Raw genomic sequence first — 26,244 nt, forward strand, 5'->3', positions numbered from 1 at the left:
CCCCCGCCTCCCCCGCCTCTCCTCCTCCCTCTCCTTCCTCCGTGCCGACGCGCCTGTGGCGGGACGGCGACTTCCGCCGGCTCTGGGCCGGGCAGACGGCCTCCCAGCTCGGCGAACACACGACGCTCGTCGTGCTGCCGCTCCTCGCCGTCCTGACGCTCGACGCGGGCGCGGGGCAGTTGGGCGCTCTCCGCGCGGTGGGGCAGGCGCCGATCCTGCTGCTCGCGCTCCTCGCCGGTGCGTGGGTGGACCGGTGGCGTGCCCGCACGGTGATGGTGCTCACCGACGCCGCCCGTGCCGTCGCCCTGGGCGCGGCCGCCGTGGCCGGACTTTTCGGGCTGCTCGGCCTGCCGGCGCTGTTCGTGGTCGCGTTCACCGTCGGAGCCCTGTCCGTCCTCTTCGACGTGGCGTATCAGGCCTCCCTCGTACGGATGGTGCGGCGCGACCAGCTCGTCCAGGGCAACAGCGCGCTGGAAGGCAGCCGGTCCGCGGCGCAGATCGGCGGTCCCGCGCTCGGCGGAGCGCTGGTGTCGCTGCTGTCGGCGCCGGTCGCCACCGCCTCCGGCGCGCTGTTCTTCGCGGTGTCGTTCATGTCCCTGCGGCGGATCCGCCGGTCCGAGGCCGCACCCGAGCGCGTGGCACGTGCCGGGGAGCACCCGGAACGAGCCGCCGGGGTCCGGCACCGGATCCACGAGGGCCTTCGCTTCGTGGCCGGAAACCCCTGGCTGCGGGCCGTGTGCCTCGCCTCGGCCGCCTTCCAGCTCTTCTTCGCGGCCACGATGACCGTCTACCTGCTCTTCCTCCCGCGCGAACTGCATCTGACGGGCGCCACCATCGGCCTCGCCCTCGCGGCGACCGGGCCGGGCGCACTGCTGGGCTCCGTCCTGGCCGCACGGCTGCCGGGCCGGTTCGGCCACGGCCGGGTGCTCCTCTCGGCGGCGGCGCTCGGCAACGGGGCGCTGCTGTGCGTGCCGGCCCTGCACGGCTCCTCGGCCGCGACGGTCCTCGTGCTCCTCGCCGTCAACTTCGTCTTCGGGACCTTCAGCCAGTTGGTGAACGTCACGCTCATGTCGGTGCGGCAGGCCGTCACACCGGACGGGATGCAGGGACGTGCGGCCGCGACGATCACCTTCGTCGGGATGGGTCTCACCCCGCTCGGCTCGCTGCTCGGCGGCCTCCTCGCGCAGGAGTGGGCTCTGCGCGCCGCCCTCCTGGTGACGGCCGCGGGCATGATGCTGTCCCCCGCCGTCATGGCCGCCTCCCCGCTCGCCCGCCTGGGACGCTCGCCCGCCTGGGACGGTGGCCCGCGACATGACGTGCGCCACAGGGCCGCGCGCGAACCGGACCGCCGTGAGCACCCCCGTACGGACAACCGCCCGTCCTCGCCCGCCTGTCAGAGGACGCAGCCCCGGGACGGCGAGGCCGAAGCCCCACCGGGCGACTCAGGTCACCCTTCCCCGGCGTCACAGAGGGCCGGTACGGATGGTGAGGTTTCACGCCCCGCACCGGAAGAGCGGCCATGAACCAGGGCAGGGCAACCGAGCTCACCCCCTTCACCATCGACCTGACCTTCGAGGAAGCCCGGCGACGGGCCGAGGTCGTCGCCGGGCTGGGGCCCGCGCAGCGGGATCACCCTCCAGCGGTACGCCCCGGCCTGAGCTCGACCGGCGTACGCCCTGGCCGGGCGTCGAGCGACCAGGTGTGCGTGCAGCCGGGGCACTGGAGGTGCAGGACCGGACCGTTGCTGGAGATCAGATAGCGCCAGTGCGCGCCGCATGTGCGGCGGTCCGCGCAGGTCGCGCAGTGGCGGGGGGCGTCGCAGGCGGGGCAGGCCACCCAGGCCAGGCGGGCGATGCCCGCCTGCGGATCAACGGGCAGCCGCACGGCCCCGGTCCTCGTCCGGCAGGACACCGGCGGCCACCAGCCGGTCGTAGGTGCGCTGCTGATCGGCGTCCAGCCCCGAGCAGAGCAGGGCGTAGGCCTCGTTCTCGCTGCGGAGGGCGGCCACCGGATCCCAGTCGACGGGATCGCCGTTCAGCACCGTCGAGTTCTGCCACCCGGGGTCGGTGAGGGTGCCGGAAACCACGTACTTGGCCACCCGGTCGAGGTAGGCGGTGATACCCGTGGGGTCATCGGTCTGCAGCGGCCAGTAGCCGCGGAAGTCCTCGAACGTCCGCCGCCCGAGGAGCAGCGCGTCGGCACGCTCGTCCTGGCGATGGCTCTCCTCCAGCACGTCGCTCATGTCCTCGCCCGCCTGGCCCTGGGGATCGAACCAGTCCGTGATCATTTCGACCGAGCCGTCGACGGTGATGTTCTGGGTGATCGCAAGGGTGCGCATGCCACTCCCTCCTGCTCCGGGGTGCGTACGCCCTCCGATGGCGAGTGCGTACGTTCTCTCCTCCTGGTGACGCTCCCGGGCCCGGGGAGTCATCGGTGAGCGACGGATCCCCGCGGGCGCGGGCGGGCGGGCAGGGGCCAGACACCCGGAATTGGCCTTGGCCCGTCTCCGCGCGGGCGCTCTACGGTCGCGGCATGAGGATTCGTATCGTCGACGCGTTCACCGACCGCCCCTTCTCCGGAAACCCCGCCGGCGTGCTCCTCCTGGAGGGCGACGCGTTCCCGGCCGCCGAACGCCTCTCGGAGATCGCCGCCGAGGTCAATCTCTCCGAGACGGCCTTCGCGCACCCGCTGCCGCCGGGCGGCACGGCCGACTGGGCGCTGCGCTGGTTCACCCCGGCCACCGAGGTGGACATGTGCGGGCACGCGACGCTCGCCACCGCCCACGTCCTGCACACCACGGGGCGGGCCACCGGCACCGTACGCTTCACCGCGCGCTGCGGGATCCTCACCTCCACCGCCCACCCGGACGGCTCCCTCACCCTCGACTTCCCCACCGCCCCGCTGGCCGAGGAGCCGGTGCCGTACGGTCTCGCCGACGCCCTCGGGGCGGACCCCGTATCGGTGCACGACACCGGCGAGCACATCGGCGACCTGCTCGTCGAACTCCGCGACGAGGCGACCGTACGGGCACTGGCCCCGGACTTCGCCGCGCTGGTGGCCCACTCCCGGCGCGGCGTCATCGCCACCGCCGCGGCCGAGGACCCCGCCCGGGGGTACGACTACGTCTCGCGCGGCTTCTTCCCGGGCGTCGGCATCGACGAGGACCCGGTCACCGGCAGCGCCCATACCGCGCTGGCCCCCTTCTGGTCGGCCCGCCTCGGCCGCGACGACCTGACCGGCCTCCAGGCGTCCGCCCGCTCCGGCCTGGTGCGCACCGCGCTGCGCGGCGGGCGCACCCTGCTGACCGGCAGCGCGGTGACGGTGATCGACGGCGAACTGCTCACCACCTTGTGAACCCCGGAGCAGGCTCCTAGGTGTATTGACCCGCAGGGTTGTTGACGCGGGTCAATACACCTAAGGCGTCGGCAGCCAGTCCACCCGCCCCGCGAGCAGGGCGTATCCGACGAACGCCCCGATGTCCAGGAGCGCGTGCGCGACGACCAGCGGGCCCACCCGGCCCCAGCGCCGGTAGAGCAGCACGAAGACGACGCCCATGACCAGGTTGCCGATGAAGCCGCCGATCCCCTGGTAGAGGTGGTACGACCCGCGCAGTACGGAGCTGGCCACCAGGGCGGCCATCGGCGTCCAGCCCAACTGCCCGAGCCTGCGCAGCAGATACCCGACGACGATGACCTCCTCCACCACGGAGTTCTGGATCGCCGAGAGGATCAGTACGGGGAACTTCCACCAGACCTCGGGCAGGGATTCGGGCACGACCGTCAGGTTGAACCCGGTGGCTCGCGCCACGAGGTAGAAGGCGAGGCCGGCGCTGCCGATGCCGGCCGCGACCAGGGTTCCCCGGCCGAGGTCGAACCCGGGCTTCGTCCGGTCGAAGCCGATGGCCCGCAGGCCCGCTCCCTCCCGGATCAGCAGATGCGCGACCAGCGCGACCGGCACCAGAGCCGTTGCGATCCCGAACATTTGCCAGGCCAGATCAAGCCATGGACGGCCGGGAGCGTACGAGCCGTTGAGTGTCGCCGCCTGGTCCTTCAATCCTCCCGGTTTGGTCAGGGATCCAACAAAACTGATGAGGGCCGACACCGCGCTGGCGCCCAGGGAGAGCGCCAGGACCAGCACCACCTCGGACCGCAAGATCCTTCGTGACACGGCCTCTTGAGGAAAAGAATCAGCCACGCGCCCGGCCTCCACCTGTACACCTGCCTTTTGTTCTGCAATCGCGTCTCATCCCACCGACCATCCCGCTAGGGTCTCGAATACAGGTACGAAGATCATGCGTGACAGGCCGGGGGACGACCACCATCGCTGATGGTCGGGGCCCCCTTTTCCTTGTTTCTTTTCCTTGCTTCATCCTCAAGGAGGGGTACCACCGACATGGGACGTCATAGCTTGCCCGACGGCCACGCGGCGGGGGGACGCCGGGACCACCCGAGCGCCCGGCGCCGGCGTCGTACGGTCGTCATCGCCACCCTGCTCGTCCTCGCCGTGGCGACGGGGACGGCGGTAGCGGCCAAGGGCGGCCTGTTGTCGTTCTCCGAGTCCTGCGAGGACTCCGCCGTGCACCTGTCCGTCGTCGCGTCCCCGGACATCGCCCCCGCCGTACGCTCCGTGGCCGAGCAGGCACGCGCGGCCGAGGTGAAGGCCGACGGCCACTGCCTCGCGGTGGAGGTGCTGGCCCGCGACTCGCACAAGGTCGCCGCGGCCCTCGCGGCGAACGACGCGGAACCCGGCTTCCAGGTCTGGCTGCCGGACTCCGACCTGTGGCTGGAGCGGGCCAAGGGGCTGGGCGAGGGCGTTCCCGTCTCCCCGTCCGATTCGGTGGCGTCCTCCCCGGTGGCCCTGGCGATGGTGCCGTCCGCCTCACGGTCGCTGGGCTGGCCCAAGAAGACGTACACCTGGGCCGAGCTGGTCGCCGGAACCCTAGGTTCGGACCGGGTGCGGCTCGGCGCGGCGGACCCGGCGCGCAGCGCCACCGGGCTGCTGGCGCTCTCCGGCATCGGCGCCTCGTCCGCGCGGCAGGGCGGGGACAGCGACACCCGGGTCGCCCAGACCGCGAAGGTGCTCGCCGAGCGGATGTCGGACGGCGACGCCCAGGTGCTGGAGACCCTGGCGCGGAGCACGTCCGGGGCCGAGGAGGGCAATCCGAAGCGCAACCAGGCGGTCCTGATCTCCGAGCAGGCCGCTTTCGCGCACAACGCGGAGGCGACCGGCGCCGGCAAGCTGGACCTCTTCTACCCCGAGGACGGCACCCCGCTGCTGGACTACCCGTACACCCTGGTGAACGAGGCGCGGCTGAGCACCGCGGAGTCCCGCGCGGCCCTGCGCTTCATGAACCTGCTGGGCGACCGGGAGGCTCAGGCCACGTTCGCCGAGCACGGCTTCCGGGCCGGCGACGGCAGCGCGAAGGACTCCCTCGTCGCGGCAGCCGGCGGCAGAAAGCCCCAGCCGTACGCCGGACCGGCCGCGGAGGCTCCCTCGGCGGAGGCGTTGCGGGAGACGCTCGGGATGTGGACGATCACCGTGCAGAGCGCCCGGCTGACCACGGTGGTCGACGCCTCCGGCTCCATGGCGACCCTCGTGCCGGGCCGGAACCAGTCCCGGATGGACGTCACCAAGGAGTCGCTGATCCAGGCGCTGGGCCAGTTCACCCCGGACGACGAGATCGGGCTGTGGGAGTTCGCCACCACGCTGGACGGCGAGAAGGACTACCGGCGGCTCATGGAGACGAAGCGGCTCGGCGATCAGGCCGAGGGCGGCGGCACCCACCGGGAGAAGCTCACGGCGGCCTTCGCGGCACTCCAGCCGGTACCGGGTGGTGCGACGGGGCTGTACGACACGACGCTGGCCTCGTACAGGGAGGCCCGGTCGACGTTTGTGAAGGGGAAGTTCAACGCCCTGGTGATCCTCACCGACGGCTCCAACCAGGACACGGACGGCATCTCGCGCAGCGGGCTCGTCGCGGAGCTGAAGGAGCTCGTCGACCCGGAGCGCCCCGTCCCGGTCATCGCGGTCGCGGTGGGCCCGGACGCGGACCGCGACGAGGTCGCCGAGATCGCCCGGGTCACCGGCGGCGACGGCTACGAGGTGAGCGACCCGGCGGAGATCCAGGCGGTGATCCTCCAGGCCATCATGGCGGCGGGCCAGAACGGCCGCGCCGCCCAGGAGTGACGGGCCGGACCGACGTACCCCACGGCACCGCACGGTGCCGCACCGCACCGCACGGCGCGGCACCGGGGTGACGGGCCCGCGACCCGGTCCCGTCACTCCCCCCGTACGTGCGCGCCTCAGGGCGCCGGGAAGCCCACCGGCCAGGTGTGCACCGGCTCCCCGGCGTGCATCAGCTCGGCGTAGCGCCGCGTCATCGCCGCGAGCGCCGCCTCCCGTCCGAGCCCGGCCTCCAGGGCCCGGTCGTACGTGGCCACCTGCCAGGAGGCCCCGTTGACGCGCCGCTTGCAGCGCTCCTCGATCACGCCGAGATAGTGGTCCCGGTCCGCGGGCTCGATGTGCCAGGCGTCCAGCCCGGCGGCGGCCAGCGGCAGCAGTTCCTCCAGCACCAGCTGTACGGCGGGGATCCTGGCCAGTCCACCGGAGCGGCCGGACCGGGGCCAGAGCATCTCGGCCTCGATGCCGTGCCGGCAGGCCTCGGTGAAATTCTCCTCGGCGGCCTCGAACGGCAGCCGGCTCCACACCGGCCGGGACTCCTCGGCGAGCGCCCGCACGAGCCCGTAGTAGAAGGCGGCGTTGGCGATCACATCGGTGACCGTCGGCCCGGCGGGCAGGACGCGGTTCTCCACCCGCAGATGGGGAACGCCGTCGGCGATCCCGTACACCGGGCGGTTCCAGCGGTAGACGGTGCCGTTGTGCAGGACCAGTTCGCCCAGCTCGGGCACCCCGCCCTCGTCCAGCACCTCCAGCGGGTCCTCGTCGTCGCAGATCGGCAGCAGCGGCGGGAAGTAGCGCAGGTTCTCCTCGAACAGCTCGTGCGCGGAGCCGATCCAGCGCTCCCCGAACCAGGTCCTGGGACGCACCCCCTGGTTCACCAGCTCCGGCGGCCGTACGTCGGTGGCCTGCTGGAACAGCGGCGGCCGGGATTCGCGCCACAGCTCCTTGCCGAACAGGAAGGGGGCGTTGGCGCCCAGCGCGATCTGGACGCCGGTGATCGCCTGGGCGGCGTTCCAGACGTCGGCGAACCGCCCCGGCGTCACCTGGAGATGAAGCTGCACCGAGGTGCAGGCCGATTCCGGGGCGATCGAGGGCGAGGTGCAGACCAACCGCTCGACGCCTTCGATATCCAGGGTGAAATCCTCCCCCCGGGCGGCCGCCATTTGGTCGTTGAGCAGGGTGTAGCGGTCCACGTCCGAGAGATTCGCGGACACTACGTCGTGCTCCCCCAGGGTGGGCAGGATTCCGATCATCACGATCCCCGCGTCCACCTCCCCCGCCTTGCGGTGCGCATAGGCGAGGCCGGTCCGCAACTCCTCCGAGAGCTGATCGAATACGCGTCCGCCGAGGCGGTGCGGAACGATATTGACTTCGAGATTGAACATCCCCAGTTCGGTCTGGAAATCCCGGCTCGCGATGCGCTGGAGCACTTGCTGATTCATCATCCGGGGCATCCCGTCGGAGCCCGCGAGATTCAGCTCTATCTCCAGCCCCATCAGGTTCCGCGGCCGGTCGAACCTCCGCTCCTCCAGCAGTCTGCCCAACCCCTCCAGACACCGGTTGAGCTTCGTGCGGTACGCCTGTCGATCGGACAGGTCAAAGGCTCCCGCCACGACCTTCTCCCCCATCGAGGGGTCCTTCCTCCAGTGGGCGGCCCGCGGCCCAGGCCGCTCGCATCACGTTCGATAGTGCCCAGTGGAAGTGATCCGTAACGCCCCCACGGGCCTCCGATACCCGATAGTCTGGTTGAAGGAGACCGGAGGCACATTCGCACGGCATGCGGCACGGGGCATTTTCGGCCGGTGCATGCGTGGTGGAAACGCCGACGAGTTTCGGCCGTCCGTGCCACCGGAAGGGTGCCAGGTCGACACCGACCGGGGCAGATCAAATCAGCAGGAATACCGCGATTCGAAGGCCGGATGGCGCCTTGTGCGACATATCCCCGCCTGCTAGCGGAAACACTGTGTGAACACGCGTCATATAAACTCCGCTCAACGAGGCAGAGAGTTGATACGACTCGCCCGTCACCGGCCTCCTCTGGCCCGCACGCCGACAGCGCCGTCTGCACCCGCCCAAGCTCCACCGTGTCTCCGAAGTGAGAGGCGACCCACCATGCCGCTGCATGTCCCCTCGGCTCCCGCGCCCGCCCTGCGCAGCGTTCTCGCGGCGATCGGTTCTCCCACCGCCGTCCGCGAAGCCCGAACCTCCGCCCTCCGGTCCGTCCAGGGACCGCTGAGCCCCGAACTGCCGCTTCCCGTGCATGTGCTGGACCGGATCGCTCCCACCGGGGAAGCGCCGCTGACACGCCTCGCGGCCTGGCGTTTCCTGATCCGGAGCGAGGGCCGCGCGGTCGCCGCGGCGGACACCGTGCTCACCCCGGACGGCTGGACGTTCTCGCACTTCTTCGAGGGGCCCTACCTCGCCTCGACGGAGCTGGCCGTCCGGCAGGCGGAGGCGTCGGCCACCGTCTGCCAGGCGCGGCTTCTGTCCATCCCGGAGCTGTACATGCTCACCCTCTGGCTGCACGGCGACACCGAGGCCGATCCCGCCGACGGGGTGCTCGCGCCGACGGACGTCCTGGTGCCCCTGGCGCCGGCCCCGCCGGGCATCGCCGCCCATAGACCCCACCGGGTCGCCGATCTGCTGCCCGTCATCTCGCTGCGCGTGGCCCCCGGGCCGCTCCTCAGCTCGGCCTGACCGCCGCCGCCCCGGCACAGCGCCCCCGTGGCGACCCCGAACCGCCCGCGCACCGGGCCGGCGCGAGGGGTTGCCGCGGGGGCGCTGTGACGCCCACTCGGACTAGCCCCATCCGGCCACCCCGAACCACCCAAAGGGACAGTGCAGTTGCGGTGAACCGTCCGCGCGGGTGATGCGTCATGGGAGGAGTACGGGTGCTGCAGCGAAATCCCTGCGGAATCTTCCCCGTAGGGCAACACTGGGACCGGACCGACTGATACGGGGGCGGCCATGAACACCTCATCCAGCCGCACGACATTCGACTCGACGCAGCGAAAGAACCCATCCATGTGCCAGCACCAGCCAACCTGCCCCACCGCCGATTCACCCGACCGGGAGGCCGCCCGCCTGAGCGCCCACCACCCCGAACAGGGTTGGAGCCTCCTGTGCAACGGCGTCCTGCTCTTCGAGGACACCGGCGAACTGCTGCCCGACGGGCAGATCATCGCCCCGCACCGGCCGCTGGCAGCCGGACGCGTGGTGAAGGCCGCCTGAGAGCGGCCGCACGGAAGAAGCCGTACGGGAGAAGTCGTACGGGAGAAGTCGTACGAAAAAGGGGCCGGCCCGGAGAGATCTCCGCACCGGCCCCGACGCATGTCCGGCGCACGCCGCTCACGGCACACGCACTGCGACAGGCTGTCTCAGTCGTCGTACGCGTCCAGCGGCGGGCAGGAGCAGACCAGGTTCCGGTCGCCGAATGCCCCGTCGATCCGGCGGACCGGCGGCCAGTACTTGTCCGCGGCGGACACTCCGGCCGGGAAGACGGCCTCCTCGCGGCTGTAGCCGTGGTTCCAGTCGCCACCGAGCGCGGCGGCGGTGTGCGGGGCGTTGGCGAGCGGGTTGTCGTCCTTGCTCCACTCCCCCGACGCGACCTTCTCGATCTCGGCGCGGATCGCGATCATGGTGTCGCAGAACCGGTCGAGCTCCGCGAGATCCTCGCTCTCGGTCGGCTCGATCATCAGCGTGCCGGCCACCGGGAACGACATGGTCGGCGAGTGGAAGCCGTAGTCGATCAGGCGCTTGGCCACGTCGTCGATGGAGACGCCGGTCGCCTTGGAGATCGGGCGCAGGTCCACGATGCACTCGTGGGCGACCAGTCCGGCCGGGCCGTTGTAGAGGATCGGGAAGTGCGGCTCCAGCCGCTTGGCGATGTAGTTCGCGGCCAGCACGGCGACCTGCGTGGCCCGCTTGAGGCCCTCGCCGCCCATCAGGCGGACGTACGCCCACGAGATCGGCAGAATCCCCGCGGAGCCCCACGGGGCGGCCGAGATCGGGCCCACACCGGTCTCCGGGCCCGCGGCGGGCTGGAGGGGGTGGTTGGGGAGGTACGGGGCGAGGTGCGCGCGGACACCGACCGGGCCGACGCCGGGGCCGCCGCCGCCGTGCGGGATGCAGAAGGTCTTGTGCAGGTTGAGGTGCGAGACGTCTCCGCCGAACTTGCCGGGCTTGGCGAGCCCGACCAGCGCGTTGAGGTTGGCGCCGTCGACGTAGACCTGGCCGCCCGCGTCGTGCACCTCGCCGCAGATGTCGGCGACGTGCTCCTCGAACACCCCGTGCGTGGACGGGTAGGTGATCATGAGCACGGCCAGCTCGTCGCGGTGCTGCTCGATCTTGGCTCGCAGGTCCGCGATGTCGACCTCGCCGTCGTCGGCGGTCTTCACCACGACGACCTTCATGCCCGCCATGACGGCGCTGGCGGCGTTGGTGCCGTGCGCGGAGGACGGGATGAGGCAGACGGTGCGCTGCTCGTCGCCGTTGGCCCGGTGGTACGCGCGGACGGCCAGCAGACCCGCGAACTCGCCCTGGGAGCCGGCGTTCGGCTGGATGGACACCGCGTCGTAGCCGGTGACCTCGGCGAGGCGCTCCTCCAGCTCGCGGATGAGGGTGAGGAAGCCCTGCGCCTGCTCGGCCGGGGCGAAGGGGTGCAGCGCGCCGAACTCGGGCCAGGTGATCGACTCCATCTCGGCCGTCGCGTTCAGCTTCATGGTGCAGGAGCCGAGCGGGATCATGCCGCGGTCCAGCGCGTAGTCGCGGTCGGCGAGCTTGCGCAGGTAGCGCAGCATCGCGGTCTCGGAGCGGTGCTGGTGGAAGACCGGGTGGGTCAGGATGTCGTCGGAGCGCAGCAGCGCCTCGGGCAGCGCGTCGGCGACCGTGCCGTCCAGCGCCTCGATGTCGCCCTCTGCGCCGAAGGCCGCCCAGACGGCGGAGATCTGGGAGCGGGTGGTGGTCTCGTCGCAGGCGACGGAGACGTGGTCGGCGTCGACGAGGCGGAGGTTGACCCCGCGCTCGCGGGCGTCCGCGACGATGTCCACGGCCTTGCCGGGCACGCGCACGGTCAGGGTGTCGAAGAACGCGCCGTGCACGACGTCGGCCCCGGCGTTACGGAGACCGTCGGCGAGGATCGCGGCGTAGCGGTGGGTGCGGCGGGCGATCGTCCGCAGCCCCTCGGGGCCGTGGTAGACCGCGTACATCCCGGCCATGACGGCGAGGAGGACCTGCGCGGTACAGATGTTGCTGGTGGCCTTCTCGCGGCGGATGTGCTGCTCGCGGGTCTGGAGGGCCAGGCGGTAGGCCTTGTTGCCGTCCGCGTCGACGGAGACGCCGACGAGGCGGCCGGGCAGGGAGCGGGCGAACTTCTCGCGGACCGCCATGAAGCCGGCGTGCGGGCCGCCGAAGCCCATCGGGACACCGAAGCGCTGGGTCGTGCCGACCGCGATGTCGGCGCCGAGCGCGCCGGGCGAGGTGAGCAGCGTGAGGGCCAGCAGGTCGGCGGCGACGGTGACGATCGCGCCCAGCTCGTGGGCCTGCTCGATGACGGGCTCGATGGCGCGCACGGCACCGGAGGCGCCCGGGTACTGGAGCAGGACGCCGAAGACGCCGCGCTCGGCGATCTCGGCGGGGATGCCCTCGCTCAGGTCGGCGACGACGACCTCGACGCCGGTCGGCTCGGCGCGGGTCTCGATGACCGCGACGGTCTGGGGCAGGGTGTCGGCGTCGACCAGGAAGACGCCCTTCTTCACCTTGCCGACGCGCCGGGCGAGGGCCATCGCCTCGGCGGCCGCGGTGCCCTCGTCGAGCAGGGAGGCGCCGGAGGTGGGCAGCCCGGTCAGCTCGGCGACCATCGTCTGGAAGTTCAGGAGGGCTTCGAGCCGGCCCTGGGAGATCTCCGGCTGGTACGGCGTGTAGGCCGTGTACCACGCGGGGTTCTCCATGACGTTGCGCAGGATGACGGGCGGCGTGAAGGTGCCGTAGTAGCCGAGGCCGATCATCGGAGCCAGCACCTGGTTGCGGTCGGCCAGCGAGCGAAGCTCGGCCAGGACCTCGGCCTCGGTGCGCGCCGAAGGAAGATTCAGGGCCTCCGCGCTCTTGATCACATCGGGCACCGCGGCGGCGGTCAGCTCGTCGAGGGAGCCGTAGCCGACCTGGGCGAGCATCTTCGCCTGGGCCCCGGCGTCGGGCCCTATGTGGCGCTGCTCGAACGGAATGCCCTGCTCCAGCTGGGAGAGCGGAGTGCGACGGGGGGTCATGGTGGAGGCCTCCTGGTCTGTCACGACCTGCGAGGGGCACCACGGCGCGGGTGCCCGAACGGCCTCCCCCTCTGTCATCTCAACCTGAGAGCTTCACCGGCGCGCCCGGGGGCGTGCCGACTTTCACCGTCGGTGAGGGTCAGGGTCCATCCGGGCCTGCGCCCGCACGGATCCGCCCTGCTTTCCAGAGTGACCTCGTCCGTGCGGTACGGGGGCCTGAGAGATTCCGGGGAGGAGTTGCTCCTTCGGCGCCTCCGGATTCTGCACCGGAGGACTCTCCCGCACGGGGTCAGCAGCCACTGCCAGCCTACCAGCGGCCACCGCGCCGGAGCTCTCGAGTGGCCGACACCACGGATCTGCACTTCTGTGGTGCTGGTGGGGCGACGGGAACCACCCTGAGCAGCCGCGACCAGTGGGAGGCACCGTGCAGACGGATATCGATCCGCGCCGCCTGATCGGCCGCAAGGCCTTCGATCGCAAGGGCGCCAAGATCGGAACGGTGGATGAGGTCTATCTCGACGACGCGACGGGTGTGCCCGAGTGGGCGGCCGTACGCACCGGCCTGTTCAGCAGGGACGCCTTCGTCCCGCTGGAGCCCAGCGAGTTCGTCGAGGACACGCTGCGCGTCCCCTTCGACCGGGCGTTGATCAAGGGCGCACCGGACTTCGGCGTCGGCCGGCACCTCTCGCCCGAGCAGGAGCTGCAGCTGTACCGGCATTACGGGCTGGACGCCCCGCCTCCGGAGGACTCCGCGTCCGACCGGGACTTCGGCAGGCTGGCGGGCCAGGAGGAGTAGTCGGGCGCCTCGCGGACGAGCGGCAGCGGCTCGGCGGGGAGCAGCAGCGGATCGTCGATCCGGAACGTGAGGACCCGGCCGGGCGCGCTCCACGGTTCCTCGAACCGGACGGTGACCCGGCCGATGCCGCTCCCCTGCACCCAGCCGTGCCCGTGCTCCTCGTGGCGCACATCGTGACCGGCGGGCCAGCGCCGCGCGGCGAGCAGCTCAGCGGTGGCCGCGTCGGGCTCCGGGGCGGCTTCCTCCCCGCCGTCCTCCTCCACCGGCGCCCGGTGCTCCTGGGCGCGCTGTGCCAGCTCCCGGGCGTCGGCGGCCTGGGCGAACAGGTCCTCCTGCGTGTAGTCGGCGAGACCCGTGACGCCGACCCCGAGCAGCCGTACGCCGCCCGTGGTGTCGACGGACTCCAGCAGCCGCCCTGCCGCCTCGCGGACCACGGTGGGGTCGTCCGTGGGGCCTCTGAGCGTCTCGGAGCGGGTCAGCGTGGAGAAGTCGTAGCGGCGCACCTTCAGCACCACCGTGCGGCCCGACCGGTCGGCGCCGCGCAGCCGCTCCACGCACCGCACGGCCAGCCGCTCGACCTCGGCGCGCACCCGCACCCGGTCGTGCAGGTCCACGTCGAAGGTGTCCTCCACAGATACGGACTTGGCGTCCCGCTCTGCGACCACCGGCCGGTCGTCGAGCCCCAGCGCCATCCGGTAGAGCCCGTGGCCGTGGGCCTTGCCGACCAGCCGTACGAGCTCCGCCTCGCCCGCCTCGGCCAGGTCGTGGACGGTGGTCATCCCGGCACGTCTGAGGTGGTCGCCGGTGGCGGGACCGACCCCCGGCAGGATGCGGACGGACATGGGGGCGAGCAGCTCGCGTTCGGTGCCCGGCTCGATGACGAACAGCCCGTCGGGCTTGGCCTCCTCGGAGGCGATCTTGGCGAGCATCTTGGAACCGGCCAGTCCGACGGATCCGCTGAGGCCGGTCACCGCCCGGATGGCCGCCCGCAGCCCTTCGCCCGTCGCGCGGGCCGAGGCCGAGTCGTCCGCCGTCCCGCCGGCCTCCAGGTCCACGAAGGCCTCGTCCAGGCTGAGCGGCTCCACCAGCGGAGACAGCCGCCCCAGCAGCTCCATCACCTGGTCGCTCACCGTCCGGTAGAGCGAGAAGCGGGGAACCAGGTAGGCCGCGTTCGGTGCGAGCCGCCGGGCCTGCGCGGTGGGCATCGCCGAGTGCACGCCCAGCTTCCGGGCCTCGTACGAGGCGGTGGCGACCACTCCACGCGGGCCGAGGCCGCCCACCACGACCGCCTTGCCGCGCAGACTCGGCTTGGACGCCTGCTCCGCCGACGCGTAGAAGGCGTCCATGTCCAGGTGAAGGATGGTGGGCGCGGGTCTCACACCGTCGATGCTGCCCTACGGCACTGACAACGGGACGGTCCGGCACCCCGTGGGGCACCGGACCGTCCCGTGTCCGTCGTACTGTCGCGTCGGGCCGCTCGCCCGGGGTGCTCAGCCCGCGCGGTTACGCCGCCGGGCCAGCTCGTCGGCGGGGTTGTGGCCGACGAGCGTCTCGCCGGTGTCGACCCGCTCGCCGTGCAACTGCGAGAGCGCCGCGTCCACATCCCGCCAGACGACGCCGACCGCGATCCCGAAGACGCCCTGCCCGCCCTGGAGCAGACTGACGACCTCGTCGGGCGAGGAGCACTCGTAGACCGAGGCCCCGTCGCTCATCAGCGTCATGCGTTCGAGGTCCTGGAAACCGCGGTCCCGCAGATGCTGGACCGTGGTGCGGATGTTCTGGAGCGCGACCCCGGTGTCCAGGAACCGCTTGACGATCTTGAGGAGGACCACGTCCCGGAAACTGTAGAGGCGCTGGGTTCCCGACCCGTAGGCCGGGCGCACGCTGGGCTCGACCAGTCCCGTCCGTGCCCAGTAGTCCAACTGGCGGTAGGTGATCCCCGCCGCCGCGCACGCTGTCGGTCCGCGATAGCCGATGTCCCCTGCATCGCTCGCCGCTGCCATGCCGCCCCCTGCCATAGCTGCCGGTTGAACCGGCTGCCTGACGGCGTGGTCGGCTCCACTGCCGTGCTGCGGATACGGCCCACCCGCCGCCGCTCCGTCGCCGCTGCTTCTCACGCCGACCTCCGTCCTTGACCTGCCCACTCGAAGGTAGGCAGTCACTCGGGGTGCGTCAACGATCGCCACACTCGGCACGCCGAGTGATAATCACCCTGAGGGTGGTTTCCCGTGTCTCGTTTCCGGGAAAGGCTTGTCGGATGCGCTGACGGCACCCCCTTGCGGGACGGTCACTGGCTGTTCGTACCGAAGTCCTCCGGAGAGATCTGGTCGAGGAATTCGCGGAACTTCTCCACCTCGTCCTCCTGCTCGTCGGGGATCGCGATGCCCGCGTCGTCCAGCACGCCGTCACTGCCGTAGATCGGCGTGCCGGTCCGCAGGGCGAGCGCTATGGCGTCGGAGGGCCGGGCGCTCACCTCGACTCCGCTGGCGAAGACGAGCTCCGCGTAGAAGACCCCTTCGCGCAGGTCCGTGATGCGGACCTCGGTGAGCTCCTGGCCCACGGCCTCGAGCACATCCTTGAACAGGTCATGGGTCAGCGGCCTGGCGGGAGCCATGCCCTGCTGGGCGAAGGCAATCGCGGTCGCCTCGCCAGGACCGATCCAAATGGGGAGGTACCGGTCGCCTCCCACTTCACGCAGGAGAACGATCGGTTGGTTGGAGGGCATTTCCACCCGGACACCGACAACGTCGAGCTCGTTCACACAGCAACCCTAGGACGTGCTCGCCATGTTTGGGTAGTCGGGCTCCGCCGAGGTCAGTGCAGACGGCTGCGCAGAGCGCTCTGCACGAGGGCCGCGTGCAGCCGTACGGACAGCTCGGCGAGCTCGTTCGCGGTGGCCTCGGCATGCGCTCTGGTCTGCGGATTACGGTGCCGGCGCAGGGGTGCGACCAGCTGCTCCACCAGGCCCGCCTCCCGGTCCGCCGATGCCCGCATGGCCCGAAGGTGACGTGGTTCCAGACCGAAACGCCCCAGATCCGCCACCAGCTTGGCGACGGTCACCATCTCGGCGTCGTAGCCGCCGTCCGGGGAGGGGACGATGAGCCCGTAGGACTCCCACTCGGTCAGCCGCTCCTCGTCGACCTCGGCGGCCGCGAGCAGCTCGGCCCGCCCGATCCGGGCGGCGGTCGCCGCGCCGGGGCCGGTCTCCCACACCCCGTCGGCGAGGTCCCGCCGCTCACCGGGCGAGGGCAGGACGGGCTGCTCCCCCCGGGCCAGCGCGTCCAGGTGCTCCCGGATGACCTTCAGCGGCAGGTAGTGGTCCCGCTGCATGCGGAGCACCTGCGCCAGGCGCTCCACATCACGCGGGGCGAACTTCCGGTATCCGGAAGGAGTGCGCTGCGGCTCGATGAGCCCCTCGGCCTCCAGGAACCGGATCTTGGAGATGGTGACTTCGGGAAACTCCTCGCGCAGCTGGATGAGCACCGTTCCGATGCTCATCGGGCGCGCTTCCGCGGTGGCGGTGCCGTGTCCGGCACCGCCTGTCGGTGTTCGCAGCATGGGCCTTCCTGGGGATCCCCCCGGACGAGGTCCGGGGCTGGTCACACGCCCCGCGGGCTCGCGTAGAAGACCAGGCGGTACTTTCCGATCTGGACTTCGTCGCCGTTGGACAGCGGGACCGAATCGATGCGCTCACGGTTGACGTAGGTGCCGTTGAGGCTGCCGACATCACCCACGGTGAAGCTACCGTCCGGGCTCCTGCGGAACTCCACATGACGCCGCGACACGGTCACGTCATCGAGAAAGATGTCGCTCTGCGGGTGACGGCCGGCCGTGGTCAGGTCGCTGTCGAGCAGGAAGCGGCTGCCGGAATTCGGACCGCGCCGCACGACCAGCAACGCCGAGCCCCCGGGCAGGGCGTCGACCGCGGCCTGGGCCTCGGGGGAGAGCGAGGGCAGAGCGGTCTGGCCCGTCGCCTCCGCCTCGTACGCCTCGAGACCGGAGATGGAGATCGTCGACGTCGTCTCCGAGGGGCGCTCGGGAACGCCGCCCCGCAGCGGCGCGCCGCAGTTGGAGCAGAACTTGCTGGCCTCCGCGTTGCGGTGACCGCACCTCGTACAGACCGGCATCGACGAGCCCTCCGGGGCGAACCCTCCACCCGTACTCGAGGCTGATGGTGCGCCGAAACCTATTGCCCCGGCACCGGCAGGGTCAACAGACGACACGCCGTCACCCCCCGGGGCGCCGGACACCTCGTCGCGGAAGAGCGGACGCTCCGCCTCCTGCTCCTCGCCCTGACCGTGGCGCGGCGCGCGGTGGCGGGCAGCATTGTTGCTGTCCTCGCGTGCACTCTTCCCGAACAACTTCGCAAACAACTTCACGGGCGATTCCCCTTGACCGACATAGACCCGCCCGTGGGGCAGGACGAACCCTGAATGAACACACCTGCCGACCCGGACATCTTCACAACGTCCGTATCCACCCGACAGTTTCCACCACGCACCACCAATCCGGTGCGGCGACCCCCCGCAACCGTCCGACCCGGTCGGCCGGCCCTCCCGCTCGCCCCGATCACGGGGACGACGACCGAGCGTAGTCAGGCCGCTGCGCCGGTCGCAAGGCGTCCACGACGATGTCGTCGGACCGCTCCACGAGCACCGTGGCCTGCTCCTTCTCCAGCGTCTGGACCACACCGCCGGGGATGTTGAGGGCGGGCTCCAGATCCTGCGGCTTGCCGATCACCGTGAACTCGTACGGCGCTTCGATCTTCTTGCCGTCGACCTGGACGTCCCCGGCGTCCCCGGAGAAGTAGGTGTTGGCCACCACCCGGACGCCGTTCACCTCGATCGCCTCGGCCCCCGCCGCCCTCAGCTCCTGAATGGCGTCGAGCAGCATGTCGGGCGCGACGGCACGGGCGGGGTCGGTGATCGTCAGGGTGATGCCGGGGCCCTGTGCCGCCACGGTGCCCGCGAGGATGCCGAGCTGGCGTTCCTTCTCCAGCGTCTGTTTCCGCGCCTCCTCGGCCTGGTCGGAGCTGTTCTCCAGCTCGGTGCGCTGATCGTCCAGGCGCTGCTTCTCGTCCTCCAGGCGCTGGGTCCGGTCGTCGACCTCGTCGAGGATGCGGACCAGGTCCTCCTGCCGGGCCCCGCGCAGCGCACTGTCGTCGCTGGTGGACCGCACCTGGATGGCGAGCCCCAGACCCAACCCGAACAGCAGCACGGCGACGATGAGTTGGGCCCGGCTCAGCCGCGGCGGCCACAGGCCCGCCTTGAGCCGCTGCCGGCCGGATACTTCCTGGGCGGGCGGCGTCGCGGACGCGTCCGGGGCGGCGGACGCGCCACCCTCCGGCTGTTCGCCGCGGGGGTTCTCGTCGTTGTTCATCGGCTCGGTATTCATCGGCCTCACGCCCGGAAGACGTGCCGGCGGATCGCGGCGGCGTTGGAGAAGATCCGGATGCCGAGCACGACCACCACACCCGTGGAGAGCTGAGCGCCGACACCCAGTTTGTCGCCGAGGAAGACGATCAGCGCGGCCACCACGACGTTGGAGAGGAAGGAGACCACGAAGACCTTGTCGACGAAGATGCCGTCGAGCATGGCCCGCAGACCGCCGAACACGGCGTCGAGCGCGGCGACCACCGCGATCGGCAGGTAGGGCTCGACCACCGCCGGTACCTCGGGCCGGACCAACAGTCCGACCACGACTCCCACGACGAGGCCCAGTACGGCGATCACGATGTGCCCTTCTCTGTCTCTGCCGCACCACTGCCGGCGGCCTTCGGCTCTGCTGTACGGACGATCAGGCTCGGCGCTGCCGGAAGCTGCACCTTCGCCTGCTCGGAGATGCTGGTGCGGATGTCGAAGCTGTCCTTGAGCGCCTGCAGGTACAGGCCGTCGGCGCTGTCCTGGAACGCGGTCGCGAGATTCTTCCCGTCCCCCACCGCGAGCACCGTGTACGGCGGTACGAGCGGTCTGTTGTCGACCAGTATGGCGTCGCCGGCGGCCCGGATGGCCGACAGCGCCGTCAACCTTTGCCCATTGATGGCGATGGCCTCGGCGCCGGATTCCCACAGGCCGTTGACGACCCGCTGCATGTCCCGGTCGCGTACCCGTCCGGTGTCGGCGAAGCCCGAGGACTCACGGGGTCCGTCCCCGCCCTGGGCGGTGTCCTTCGCGTCGTCGACGATCAGCTTCACACCGGGGCCCTCGACCGGAGTCGCACCGGCCAGGAGGGCCACCAGCTGCCCCTGGTCCCCGCCGTGCTGCTCAAGGGCCTTGCGCTGACGTTCGCTCACATCGAAGCGGAGCTTGTCGACATCCGACTCCAGCGTGTCCGCGGCCTCTGTCTCGGCGTTGATGCGGTCGATCAGCTCTTCGCGCTCCTTGGCGACGACCGGCGCGGAGATACGCGCCTCGGCGGCACCGAGGGTGACCACGAGGGCGGCCACCACCAGTCCGGCGGCCAGGCCGAGCTTCGACTTGAGCGTACGGGGCAGCCCCGCGCTCCCGTCGGCCTTGCGCCGCGCCGAGGCCTCCGCGTACCCGTCGTCGAGGCTGTGGTCCATCACGTTGTTCAGCAGCGACATGGAGGCGTCGGGGCGTGCGGACGGCGGGGCGGTGCTCCGATCGGGGGACTGCTGCGACATGCCGCACATCGTCGCACGTCATCACGGCTGCCGCCGAATGGCCCCACCGGTGCGCCGAGACCCCCTGCCCAGGGCGTCGCGGCGCACCGTCCAGCGCGTCAGTCTCCCGCGCTGTCCACGACGGCGGCCCACTCGTCGAGCAGCGCCTGAGCCGAGGCGTCGTCCGGGCCTTCCGCCCACAGATGGGTGACGGCTTCCGCCCGGTCGGGCAGGACCATGATCCACCGCCCGTCCGCCTCGACCACGCGGACCCCGTCCGTGGTGTCCACCCGGCGGTCGCCGGCCGCTTCGACGACCCGCCGCATGACGAGCCCCTTGACGGCCCACGGCGTCGCCAGGTCCCGGCGCAGGACGTGCGCCCGGGGAATGCGGGCGTCGATCTGGCTCAGGGTGAGCTGGGTGCGCGCGACGAGCCCGATGAGGCGGACGAAGGCGGCGGTCCCGTCGAAGACGCTGCTGAATTCGGGAACGATGAACCCGCCGCGCCCGTCTCCTCCGAAGATGGTGTCCTCTTCACGGCCCACCCGGGTCAGGTCGTCGGGCGAGGTGGTCGTCCACTCCACCTGGGTGCCGTGGTAGGCCGCCACCTGCTCGGCGACGCGCGTGGTCGTCACGGGCAGGGCGACCCGGCCGCTGCGCCGCTCGGCGGCGACGAGATCGAGGAGGACCAGCAGAGCCCGGTCGTCCTCGATGATCCGGCCCAGTTCGTCGACGAGGGAGAGCCGCTCCCCCACCGGGTCGAACCGCACTCCGAAGGCCGCCCGGGCGGAGGACACGATCTCCCCGAGCCGCACCAGGCCGGCCCGCCGGGTGTCGGCTGACTCGGTGGGCCGCGCCTCGTCGAGCCCGGGGTTGATGGTCAGCGCGTCCACGCCGAGCCGCCCGAGCAGGCTGGGCAGGACGAGCCCGGCGCTGCCGTTGGACGCGTCGACGACGACCTTGAGCCCGGACTCGGCGATGCCGTCGACGTCGACGTTCCGCAGGAGGGATCCGGTGTACGAGTCGAACACGCTGGACGGGAAGTGCAGGTCCCCGATCTCGCCGGGGAAGGCACGGCGGTACTCCTGGCGTGCGTAGACCCGGTCGAGCTTGCGCTGCTGCGCCTGCGAGAGGTCCGCGCCCCGCTCGTCGATGAACATGATGTCCACGGAGTCGGGCACGCCGGGCGACGTACGGATCATGATGCCGCCGGCGCTGCCCCGGGCGGTCTGCTGGCGTGCCACGGGCAGGGGGACGTTCTCCAGGTCGCGTACGTCGATGGCGCTGGCCTGGAGCGCCGAGATGACGGCCCGCTTCAGGGCGCGGGCACCTCGGGAGTGGTCACGTGCTGTGGTGACCGTCGAGCCCTTCTTGAGGGTCGTGGCGTAGGCGCCCGCCAGCCGTACGGCCAGTTCGGGGGTGATCTCGACGTTCAGGATTCCGGAGACTCCGCGCGCTCCGAAGAGATGCGCCTGTCCTCGGGACTCCCAGATCACCGAGGTGTTGACGAACGCGCCCGCCTCGATGGTCTTGAACGGGTACACGCGCACGTTGCCCTGGATGATCGACTCCTCGCCGACCAGGCATTCGTCACCGATGACGGCGCCGTCCTCGATCCGGGCCGCACGCATGATGTCGGTGTTCTTGCCGACCACGCAGCCCCGGAGGTTGCTGTGCTGCCCGATGTAGACGTTGTCGTGCACCACGGCCTTGTGGAGGAAGGCGCCGGTCTTCACGACCACGTTCGACCCGACGACCGTGTGTTCCCGGATCTCGACGTCCGCCTCGACCTTGGCGTAGTCGCCGATGTACAGCGGTCCGCGCAGCACGGCGTCGGGGTGGACCTCCGCCCCTTCGGCGACCCACACACCCGGGGAGATCTCGAAGCCGTCGAGCTCCACGTCGACCTTGCGCTCCAGAACGTCCGCCTGGGCTTTCACATAGCTCTCGTGGGTGCCGACATCCTCCCAGTAGCCCTCGGCGATATAGCCGTAGATGGGCTTGCCCTCCTTCATGAGCTGAGGGAAGACGTCACCGGACCAGTCGACCGAGGTGTCGGCCTGGACGTAGTCGAAGACCTCGGGTTCCATGACGTAGATGCCCGTGTTCACGGTGTCCGAGAAGACCTGTCCCCAGGTCGGCTTCTCCAGGAACCGTTCGACTTGGCCCTCTTCGTCCACGATGGTGATGCCGAATTCCAGCGGATTGGGAACCCGGGTGAGGCAGACCGTGACGAGGCCGCCCTTTTCCTTGTGGAACGCGATGAGGTCGGTGAGGTCGAAGTCGGTGAGCGCGTCACCGGAAATGACGAGGAACGTGTCGTCCTTCAACGCCTCTTCGGCGTTCTTCACGCTGCCCGCGGTGCCGAGTGGCTTCTCCTCGTTGGCATAGGTGAGCTCCATCCCGAGCTCTTCGCCGTCCCCGAAGTAGTTCTTGACGAGGGAGGCGAGGAACTGGACGGTCACTACGGTTTCACTGAGCCCATGCCGCTTGAGCAGCCGCAGGACATGCTCCATGATCGGCCTGTTGGCCACGGGGAGGAGCGGCTTGGGCATGCTCGAGGTCATGGGGCGAAGGCGTGTGCCTTCGCCGCCAGCCATCACGACGGCCTTCATGTCGGAAACGTCCTCCTACAAGAGACGACGGTCAGCCGACTTCGCCCGTCGGGGCATCATTCGCATCTGCCGCGGGCCGGCCACATTGCGCGGCACCGCATCAACGAGCTCAATCGGCTACTGCGTCCGCCTTCACGAGCCGGCGGACCTGAACCACGTACAAGATTCCTGCCCACCAATAGAGGGTTGTACCCCAACCTGCGAACGCCCATCCGAAAACAGCGGCCAGTGTGGCCAGCCAACCACTCCCGTCGCCGAGCAGCAACAAGGGGAACGCGTACATCAGGTTGAAGGTTGCAGCTTTCCCGAGGAAGTTGACCTGCGGGGGCGGATAGCCGTGGCGGCGCAGGATGGCCACCATCACGAGAAGCATCAGTTCCCGGGCGAGAAGTGCCGCGGTGACCCAGAGGGGCAGAATCTCACGCCAGGTGAGGCCAACCAGGGTGGAAAGGATGTAGAGGCGGTCCGCCGCCGGGTCCAGGAGCCGGCCGAGGCTGCTGATCTGGTTCCACTTGCGGGCGAGCTTCCCGTCGAGGTAGTCACTGATGCCGCTGAACATCAGGATGAGCAGCGCCCAGCTGTCGCTGTTGGGCCCTCCGAACACGGGGCGGAGAATCAGCCACAGGAAGAGCGGTACCCCGACAAGGCGAGCCATGCTGAGGATGTTGGGGATGGTGAGGACCCGGTCCGTCTGAACCCGAGTCTCCTGGACCTCCACCCGGGGGCCTCCTGTGAAGAACGTGCCAATGATGCCCCCTGACCCTACCCTCAGCTTCCACCGACGGGTGCACGGGGGTGGGGAGACAGGTGAACGACGCGCAAAAGGTCTGGAACGCAGGAAAGCCCCGCACCACAAGGGTACGGGGCTTTCCCACAAAGGTTGTTCGGCGGCGTCCTACTCTCCCACAGGGTCCCCCCTGCAGTACCATCGGCGCTGAAAGGCTTAGCTTCCGGGTTCGGAATGTAACCGGGCGTTTCCCTAACGCAATGACCACCGAAACACTATGAAACTATGAACACCGGATGTTTACACGGCTGTTCGTTATTTCAGAACTAACACAGTGGACGCGAGCAACTGAGGACAAGCCCTCGGCCTATTAGTACCAGTCAGCTCCACCCGTTACCGGGCTTCCACATCTGGCCTATCAACCCAGTCGTCTACTGGGAGCCTTAACCAATCAAGTTGGTGGGAATACTCATCTCGAAGCAGGCTTCCCGCTTAGATGCTTTCAGCGGTTATCCTTTCCGAACGTAGCCAACCAGCCATGCCCTTGGCAGGACAACTGGCACACCAGAGGTTCGTCCGTCCCGGTCCTCTCGTACTAGGGACAGCCCTTCTCAATATTCCTACGCGCACAGCGGATAGGGACCGAACTGTCTCACGACGTTCTAAACCCAGCTCGCGTACCGCTTTAATGGGCGAACAGCCCAACCCTTGGGACCGACTCCAGCCCCAGGATGCGACGAGCCGACATCGAGGTGCCAAACCATCCCGTCGATATGGACTCTTGGGGAAGATCAGCCTGTTATCCCCGGGGTACCTTTTATCCGTTGAGCGACAGCGCTTCCACAAGCCACTGCCGGATCACTAGTCCCGACTTTCGTCCCTGCTCGACCCGTCGGTCTCACAGTCAAGCTCCCTTGTGCACTTACACTCAACACCTGATTGCCAACCAGGCTGAGGGAACCTTTGGGCGCCTCCGTTACTCTTTAGGAGGCAACCGCCCCAGTTAAACTACCCATCAGACACTGTCCCTGATCCGGATCACGGACCCAGGTTAGACATCCAGCACGACCAGAGTGGTATTTCAACGACGACTCCACAACCACTGGCGTGGCCGCTTCACAGTCTCCCACCTATCCTACACAAGCCGAACCGAACACCAATATCAAACTATAGTAAAGGTCCCGGGGTCTTTCCGTCCTGCTGCGCGAAACGAGCATCTTTACTCGTAGTGCAATTTCACCGGGCCTATGGTTGAGACAGTCGAGAAGTCGTTACGCCATTCGTGCAGGTCGGAACTTACCCGACAAGGAATTTCGCTACCTTAGGATGGTTATAGTTACCACCGCCGTTTACTGGCGCTTAAGTTCTCAGCTTCGCCGACCCGAAAGTCAGCTAACCGGTCCCCTTAACGTTCCAGCACCGGGCAGGCGTCAGTCCGTATACATCGCCTTACGGCTTCGCACGGACCTGTGTTTTTAGTAAACAGTCGCTTCTCGCTGGTCTCTGCGGCCACCCCCAGCTCAAGCAGCAAGTGCTATCACCGGTGATGGCCCCCCTTCTCCCGAAGTTACGGGGGCATTTTGCCGAGTTCCTTAACCATAGTTCACCCGAACGCCTCGGTATTCTCTACCTGACCACCTGAGTCGGTTTAGGGTACGGGCCGCCATGAAACTCGCTAGAGGCTTTTCTCGACAGCATAGGATCATCCACTTCACCACAATCGGCTCGGCATCAGGTCTCAGACTATGTGTTGCACGGATTTACCTGCACAACGTCCTACACCCTTACCCCGGGACAACCACCGCCCGGGCTGGACTACCTTCCTGCGTCACCCCATCGCTTACCTACTACAAGTCTGGTTCATCGGCTCCACCACTACCCTCAACTCCGAAGAGATCGGGCCGGCTTCACGGACTTAGCATCGCCTGATTCAGTACTGGGCGTTTCAAAGCGGGTACCGGAATATCAACCGGTTGTCCATCGACTACGCCTGTCGGCCTCGCCTTAGGTCCCGACTTACCCTGGGCAGATCAGCTTGACCCAGGAACCCTTAGTCAATCGGCGCACACGTTTCTCACGTGTGTATCGCTACTCATGCCTGCATTCTCACTCGTGAACCGTCCACAACTCGCTTCCGCGGCTGCTTCACCCGGCACACGACGCTCCCCTACCCATCCATACTCCCGTTGGGGATATGTGTATGAATGACACGACTTCGGCGGTACGCTTGAGCCCCGCTACATTGTCGGCGCGGAATCACTTGACCAGTGAGCTATTACGCACTCTTTCAAGGGTGGCTGCTTCTAAGCCAACCTCCTGGTTGTCTCTGCGACTCCACATCCTTTCCCACTTAGCGTACGCTTAGGGGCCTTAGTCGATGCTCTGGGCTGTTTCCCTCTCGACCATGGAGCTTATCCCCCACAGTCTCACTGCCGCGCTCTCACTTACCGGCATTCGGAGTTTGGCTAAGGTCAGTAACCCGGTAGGGCCCATCGCCTATCCAGTGCTCTACCTCCGGCAAGAAACACACGACGCTGCACCTAAATGCATTTCGGGGAGAACCAGCTATCACGGAGTTTGATTGGCCTTTCACCCCTAACCACAGGTCATCCCCCAGGTTTTCAACCCTGGTGGGTTCGGTCCTCCACGAAGTCTTACCTCCGCTTCAACCTGCCCATGGCTAGATCACTCCGCTTCGGGTCTAGAGCGTGCAACTCAAACGCCCTGTTCGGACTCGCTTTCGCTACGGCTTCCCCACACGGGTTAACCTCGCTACACACCGCTAACTCGCAGGCTCATTCTTCAAAAGGCACGCAGTCACGACACAAGGAACAAGTTCCCTGTGCGACGCTCCCACGGCTTGTAGGCACACGGTTTCAGGTACTATTTCACTCCGCTCCCGCGGTACTTTTCACCATTCCCTCACGGTACTATCCGCTATCGGTCACCAGGGAATATTTAGGCTTAGCGGGTGGTCCCGCCAGATTCACACGGGATTTCTCGGGCCCCGTGCTACTTGGGTGTCTCTCAAACGAGCCGTT

19 protein-coding genes, 1 rRNA gene, 3 pseudogenes, 1 riboswitch and 2 other annotated features are annotated in these 26,244 nt (G+C 69.0%); of the genes and pseudogenes, 7 read left to right on the plus strand and 16 right to left on the minus strand.

Annotated elements, in window-relative coordinates; translation table 11 throughout:
* Nucleotides 1–41: 41 nt before the first annotated feature.
* Nucleotides 42–1,283, plus strand: a pseudogene (locus JS521_RS17780) (MFS transporter); the annotation flags it as partial.
* Nucleotides 1,284–1,519: 236 nt separating this feature from the next.
* Nucleotides 1,520–1,618 (plus strand): annotated as a pseudogene (locus JS521_RS37665) (DUF6400 family protein); the annotation flags it as partial.
* Nucleotides 1,619–1,629: 11 nt separating this feature from the next.
* On the opposite strand, the gene JS521_RS17785 reads toward JS521_RS37665, so the two are convergent.
* Nucleotides 1,630–1,884 carry an LSm family protein gene (locus JS521_RS17785; protein ID WP_205083954.1) on the minus strand — a complete coding sequence of 85 codons (255 nt, stop codon included), beginning with the start codon at nt 1,882–1,884 and terminating at the stop codon, nt 1,630–1,632.
* Nucleotides 1,868–2,020 (minus strand): annotated as a pseudogene (locus tag JS521_RS36705) (DUF6400 family protein); the annotation flags it as partial. The gene JS521_RS17785 and the pseudogene JS521_RS36705, both read right to left, overlap by 17 nt.
* Nucleotides 2,021–2,532: 512 nt before the next feature.
* Between JS521_RS36705 and JS521_RS17795 the strand changes: the two are divergent.
* Entirely contained in the window at nt 2,533–3,354 is an 822-nt protein-coding gene (locus tag JS521_RS17795) for a PhzF family phenazine biosynthesis protein (protein ID WP_205083955.1), read from the plus strand.
* 60 nt (nt 3,355–3,414) lie between these two features.
* Here the strand turns inward: JS521_RS17795 and JS521_RS17800 are convergent, their stop codons facing one another.
* A complete protein-coding gene (locus JS521_RS17800) occupies nt 3,415–4,194 on the minus strand; it encodes a CPBP family intramembrane glutamic endopeptidase (protein WP_205083956.1) in 780 nt (259 codons plus the stop codon).
* 198 nt (nt 4,195–4,392) lie between these two features.
* On the opposite strand from JS521_RS17800, the gene JS521_RS17805 reads away from it, so the two are divergent.
* The gene (locus JS521_RS17805) at nt 4,393–6,186 is read left to right on the plus strand and encodes a substrate-binding and VWA domain-containing protein (RefSeq protein WP_205083957.1); all 1,794 of its coding nucleotides are present in this window, start codon (nt 4,393–4,395) and stop codon (nt 6,184–6,186) included.
* A gap of 116 nt (nt 6,187–6,302) precedes the next feature.
* Here the strand turns inward: JS521_RS17805 and JS521_RS17810 are convergent, their stop codons facing one another.
* On the minus strand, nt 6,303–7,808 hold the full coding sequence (locus JS521_RS17810) for a glutamate-cysteine ligase family protein (protein ID WP_205083958.1): 1,506 nt from the start codon (nt 7,806–7,808) through the stop codon (nt 6,303–6,305).
* A gap of 484 nt (nt 7,809–8,292) precedes the next feature.
* Here JS521_RS17810 and JS521_RS17815 point away from each other — a divergent pair, with 484 nt between their 5' ends.
* Together JS521_RS17815 and JS521_RS17820 are read left to right on the plus strand one after the other, a co-directional pair.
* A complete protein-coding gene (locus JS521_RS17815) occupies nt 8,293–8,877 on the plus strand; it encodes a hypothetical protein (RefSeq protein WP_205083959.1) in 585 nt (194 codons plus the stop codon).
* A 327-nt stretch (nt 8,878–9,204) separates the two neighbouring features.
* Nucleotides 9,205–9,411 (plus strand): DUF5999 family protein, encoded by a 207-nt coding sequence (locus JS521_RS17820; protein ID WP_205083960.1) that lies wholly within the window; start codon nt 9,205–9,207, stop codon nt 9,409–9,411.
* Between the two features lie 146 nt (nt 9,412–9,557).
* Here JS521_RS17820 and gcvP read toward each other — a convergent pair whose 3' ends face one another.
* Complete coding sequence (gene gcvP, locus JS521_RS17825) at nt 9,558–12,443, minus strand: aminomethyl-transferring glycine dehydrogenase (RefSeq protein ID WP_205083961.1); 2,886 nt, start codon at nt 12,441–12,443, stop codon at nt 9,558–9,560.
* Nucleotides 12,444–12,637: 194 nt separating this feature from the next.
* A riboswitch (glycine riboswitch) is annotated at nt 12,638–12,735 on the minus strand.
* A gap of 132 nt (nt 12,736–12,867) precedes the next feature.
* Between gcvP and JS521_RS17830 the strand changes: the two genes are divergently transcribed.
* On the plus strand, nt 12,868–13,239 hold the full coding sequence (locus JS521_RS17830) for a PRC-barrel domain-containing protein (protein ID WP_205083962.1): 372 nt from the start codon (nt 12,868–12,870) through the stop codon (nt 13,237–13,239).
* Here the strand turns inward: JS521_RS17830 and JS521_RS17835 are convergent.
* From JS521_RS17835 to rrf, 11 genes are all read right to left on the minus strand, one after another.
* Nucleotides 13,161–14,618, minus strand: coding sequence for a DNA polymerase IV (locus tag JS521_RS17835; protein WP_205083963.1), 1,458 nt, complete (start codon nt 14,616–14,618; stop codon nt 13,161–13,163). The two genes, JS521_RS17830 and JS521_RS17835, sit on opposite strands and share 79 nt — an antisense overlap.
* A gap of 111 nt (nt 14,619–14,729) precedes the next feature.
* Nucleotides 14,730–15,242 (minus strand): MerR family transcriptional regulator, encoded by a 513-nt coding sequence (locus JS521_RS17840; protein ID WP_239487431.1) that lies wholly within the window; start codon nt 15,240–15,242, stop codon nt 14,730–14,732.
* Nucleotides 15,243–15,526: 284 nt separating this feature from the next.
* On the minus strand, nt 15,527–16,000 hold the full coding sequence (locus tag JS521_RS17845) for a bifunctional nuclease family protein (RefSeq protein ID WP_006123076.1): 474 nt from the start codon (nt 15,998–16,000) through the stop codon (nt 15,527–15,529).
* Between the two features lie 53 nt (nt 16,001–16,053).
* The gene (gene ftsR, locus JS521_RS17850; RefSeq protein WP_205083965.1) at nt 16,054–16,797 is read right to left on the minus strand and encodes a transcriptional regulator FtsR; all 744 of its coding nucleotides are present in this window, start codon (nt 16,795–16,797) and stop codon (nt 16,054–16,056) included.
* 41 nt (nt 16,798–16,838) lie between these two features.
* Nucleotides 16,839–17,618 (minus strand): FHA domain-containing protein, encoded by a 780-nt coding sequence (locus tag JS521_RS17855; protein WP_205083966.1) that lies wholly within the window; start codon nt 17,616–17,618, stop codon nt 16,839–16,841.
* A gap of 190 nt (nt 17,619–17,808) precedes the next feature.
* The gene (locus JS521_RS17860) at nt 17,809–18,618 is read right to left on the minus strand and encodes a DUF881 domain-containing protein (RefSeq protein ID WP_205083970.1); all 810 of its coding nucleotides are present in this window, start codon (nt 18,616–18,618) and stop codon (nt 17,809–17,811) included.
* 20 nt (nt 18,619–18,638) lie between these two features.
* Nucleotides 18,639–18,971 carry a small basic family protein gene (locus tag JS521_RS17865; RefSeq protein WP_003970459.1) on the minus strand — a complete coding sequence of 111 codons (333 nt, stop codon included), beginning with the start codon at nt 18,969–18,971 and terminating at the stop codon, nt 18,639–18,641.
* Nucleotides 18,968–19,882, minus strand: a complete 915-nt coding sequence (locus JS521_RS17870; protein WP_205083967.1) for a DUF881 domain-containing protein — start codon at nt 19,880–19,882, stop codon at nt 18,968–18,970. Before JS521_RS17870 ends, JS521_RS17865 begins: the two co-directional genes overlap by 4 nt.
* A 98-nt stretch (nt 19,883–19,980) precedes the next feature.
* Entirely contained in the window at nt 19,981–22,476 is a 2,496-nt protein-coding gene (locus JS521_RS17875) for a mannose-1-phosphate guanyltransferase (protein ID WP_205083968.1), read from the minus strand.
* Between the two features lie 109 nt (nt 22,477–22,585).
* Nucleotides 22,586–23,194, minus strand: a complete 609-nt coding sequence (clsA, locus tag JS521_RS17880; protein WP_205083969.1) for a cardiolipin synthase ClsA — start codon at nt 23,192–23,194, stop codon at nt 22,586–22,588.
* 164 nt (nt 23,195–23,358) lie between these two features.
* Nucleotides 23,359–23,475 (minus strand): 5S ribosomal RNA (gene rrf / locus JS521_RS17885).
* Between the two features lie 90 nt (nt 23,476–23,565).
* Nucleotides 23,566–24,433, minus strand: a sequence feature (23S ribosomal RNA rRNA prediction is too short).
* A 1-nt stretch (nt 24,434) separates the two neighbouring features.
* Nucleotides 24,435–26,067: a sequence feature (23S ribosomal RNA rRNA prediction is too short), on the minus strand.
* Nucleotides 26,068–26,244: the final 177 nt, after the last annotated feature.

This window comes from Streptomyces durocortorensis, assembly GCF_016901035.1.
Classification (GTDB): Bacteria; Actinomycetota; Actinomycetes; order Streptomycetales; family Streptomycetaceae; genus Streptomyces; species Streptomyces durocortorensis.

Excerpts from the sequence above, each read along its gene's own strand:
- JS521_RS17795 (WP_205083955.1), top strand. The coding sequence starts at position 2,533 with ATGAGGATTCGTATCGTCGACGCGTTCACCGACCGCCCCTTCTCCGGA.
- JS521_RS17805 (WP_205083957.1), top strand. The coding sequence starts at position 4,393 with ATGGGACGTCATAGCTTGCCCGACGGCCACGCGGCGGGGGGACGCCGG.
- JS521_RS17810 (WP_205083958.1), bottom strand. The coding sequence starts at position 7,808 with ATGGGGGAGAAGGTCGTGGCGGGAGCCTTTGACCTGTCCGATCGACAG.
- JS521_RS17815 (WP_205083959.1), top strand. The coding sequence starts at position 8,293 with ATGCCGCTGCATGTCCCCTCGGCTCCCGCGCCCGCCCTGCGCAGCGTT.
- JS521_RS17820 (WP_205083960.1), top strand. The coding sequence starts at position 9,205 with ATGTGCCAGCACCAGCCAACCTGCCCCACCGCCGATTCACCCGACCGG.
- gcvP (WP_205083961.1), bottom strand. The coding sequence starts at position 12,443 with ATGACCCCCCGTCGCACTCCGCTCTCCCAGCTGGAGCAGGGCATTCCG.
- JS521_RS17840 (WP_239487431.1), bottom strand. The coding sequence starts at position 15,242 with ATGGCAGCGGCGAGCGATGCAGGGGACATCGGCTATCGCGGACCGACA.
- ftsR (WP_205083965.1), bottom strand. The coding sequence starts at position 16,797 with ATGCTGCGAACACCGACAGGCGGTGCCGGACACGGCACCGCCACCGCG.
- JS521_RS17860 (WP_205083970.1), bottom strand. The coding sequence starts at position 18,618 with ATGAACAACGACGAGAACCCCCGCGGCGAACAGCCGGAGGGTGGCGCG.
- JS521_RS17870 (WP_205083967.1), bottom strand. The coding sequence starts at position 19,882 with ATGTCGCAGCAGTCCCCCGATCGGAGCACCGCCCCGCCGTCCGCACGC.
- JS521_RS17875 (WP_205083968.1), bottom strand. The coding sequence starts at position 22,476 with ATGAAGGCCGTCGTGATGGCTGGCGGCGAAGGCACACGCCTTCGCCCC.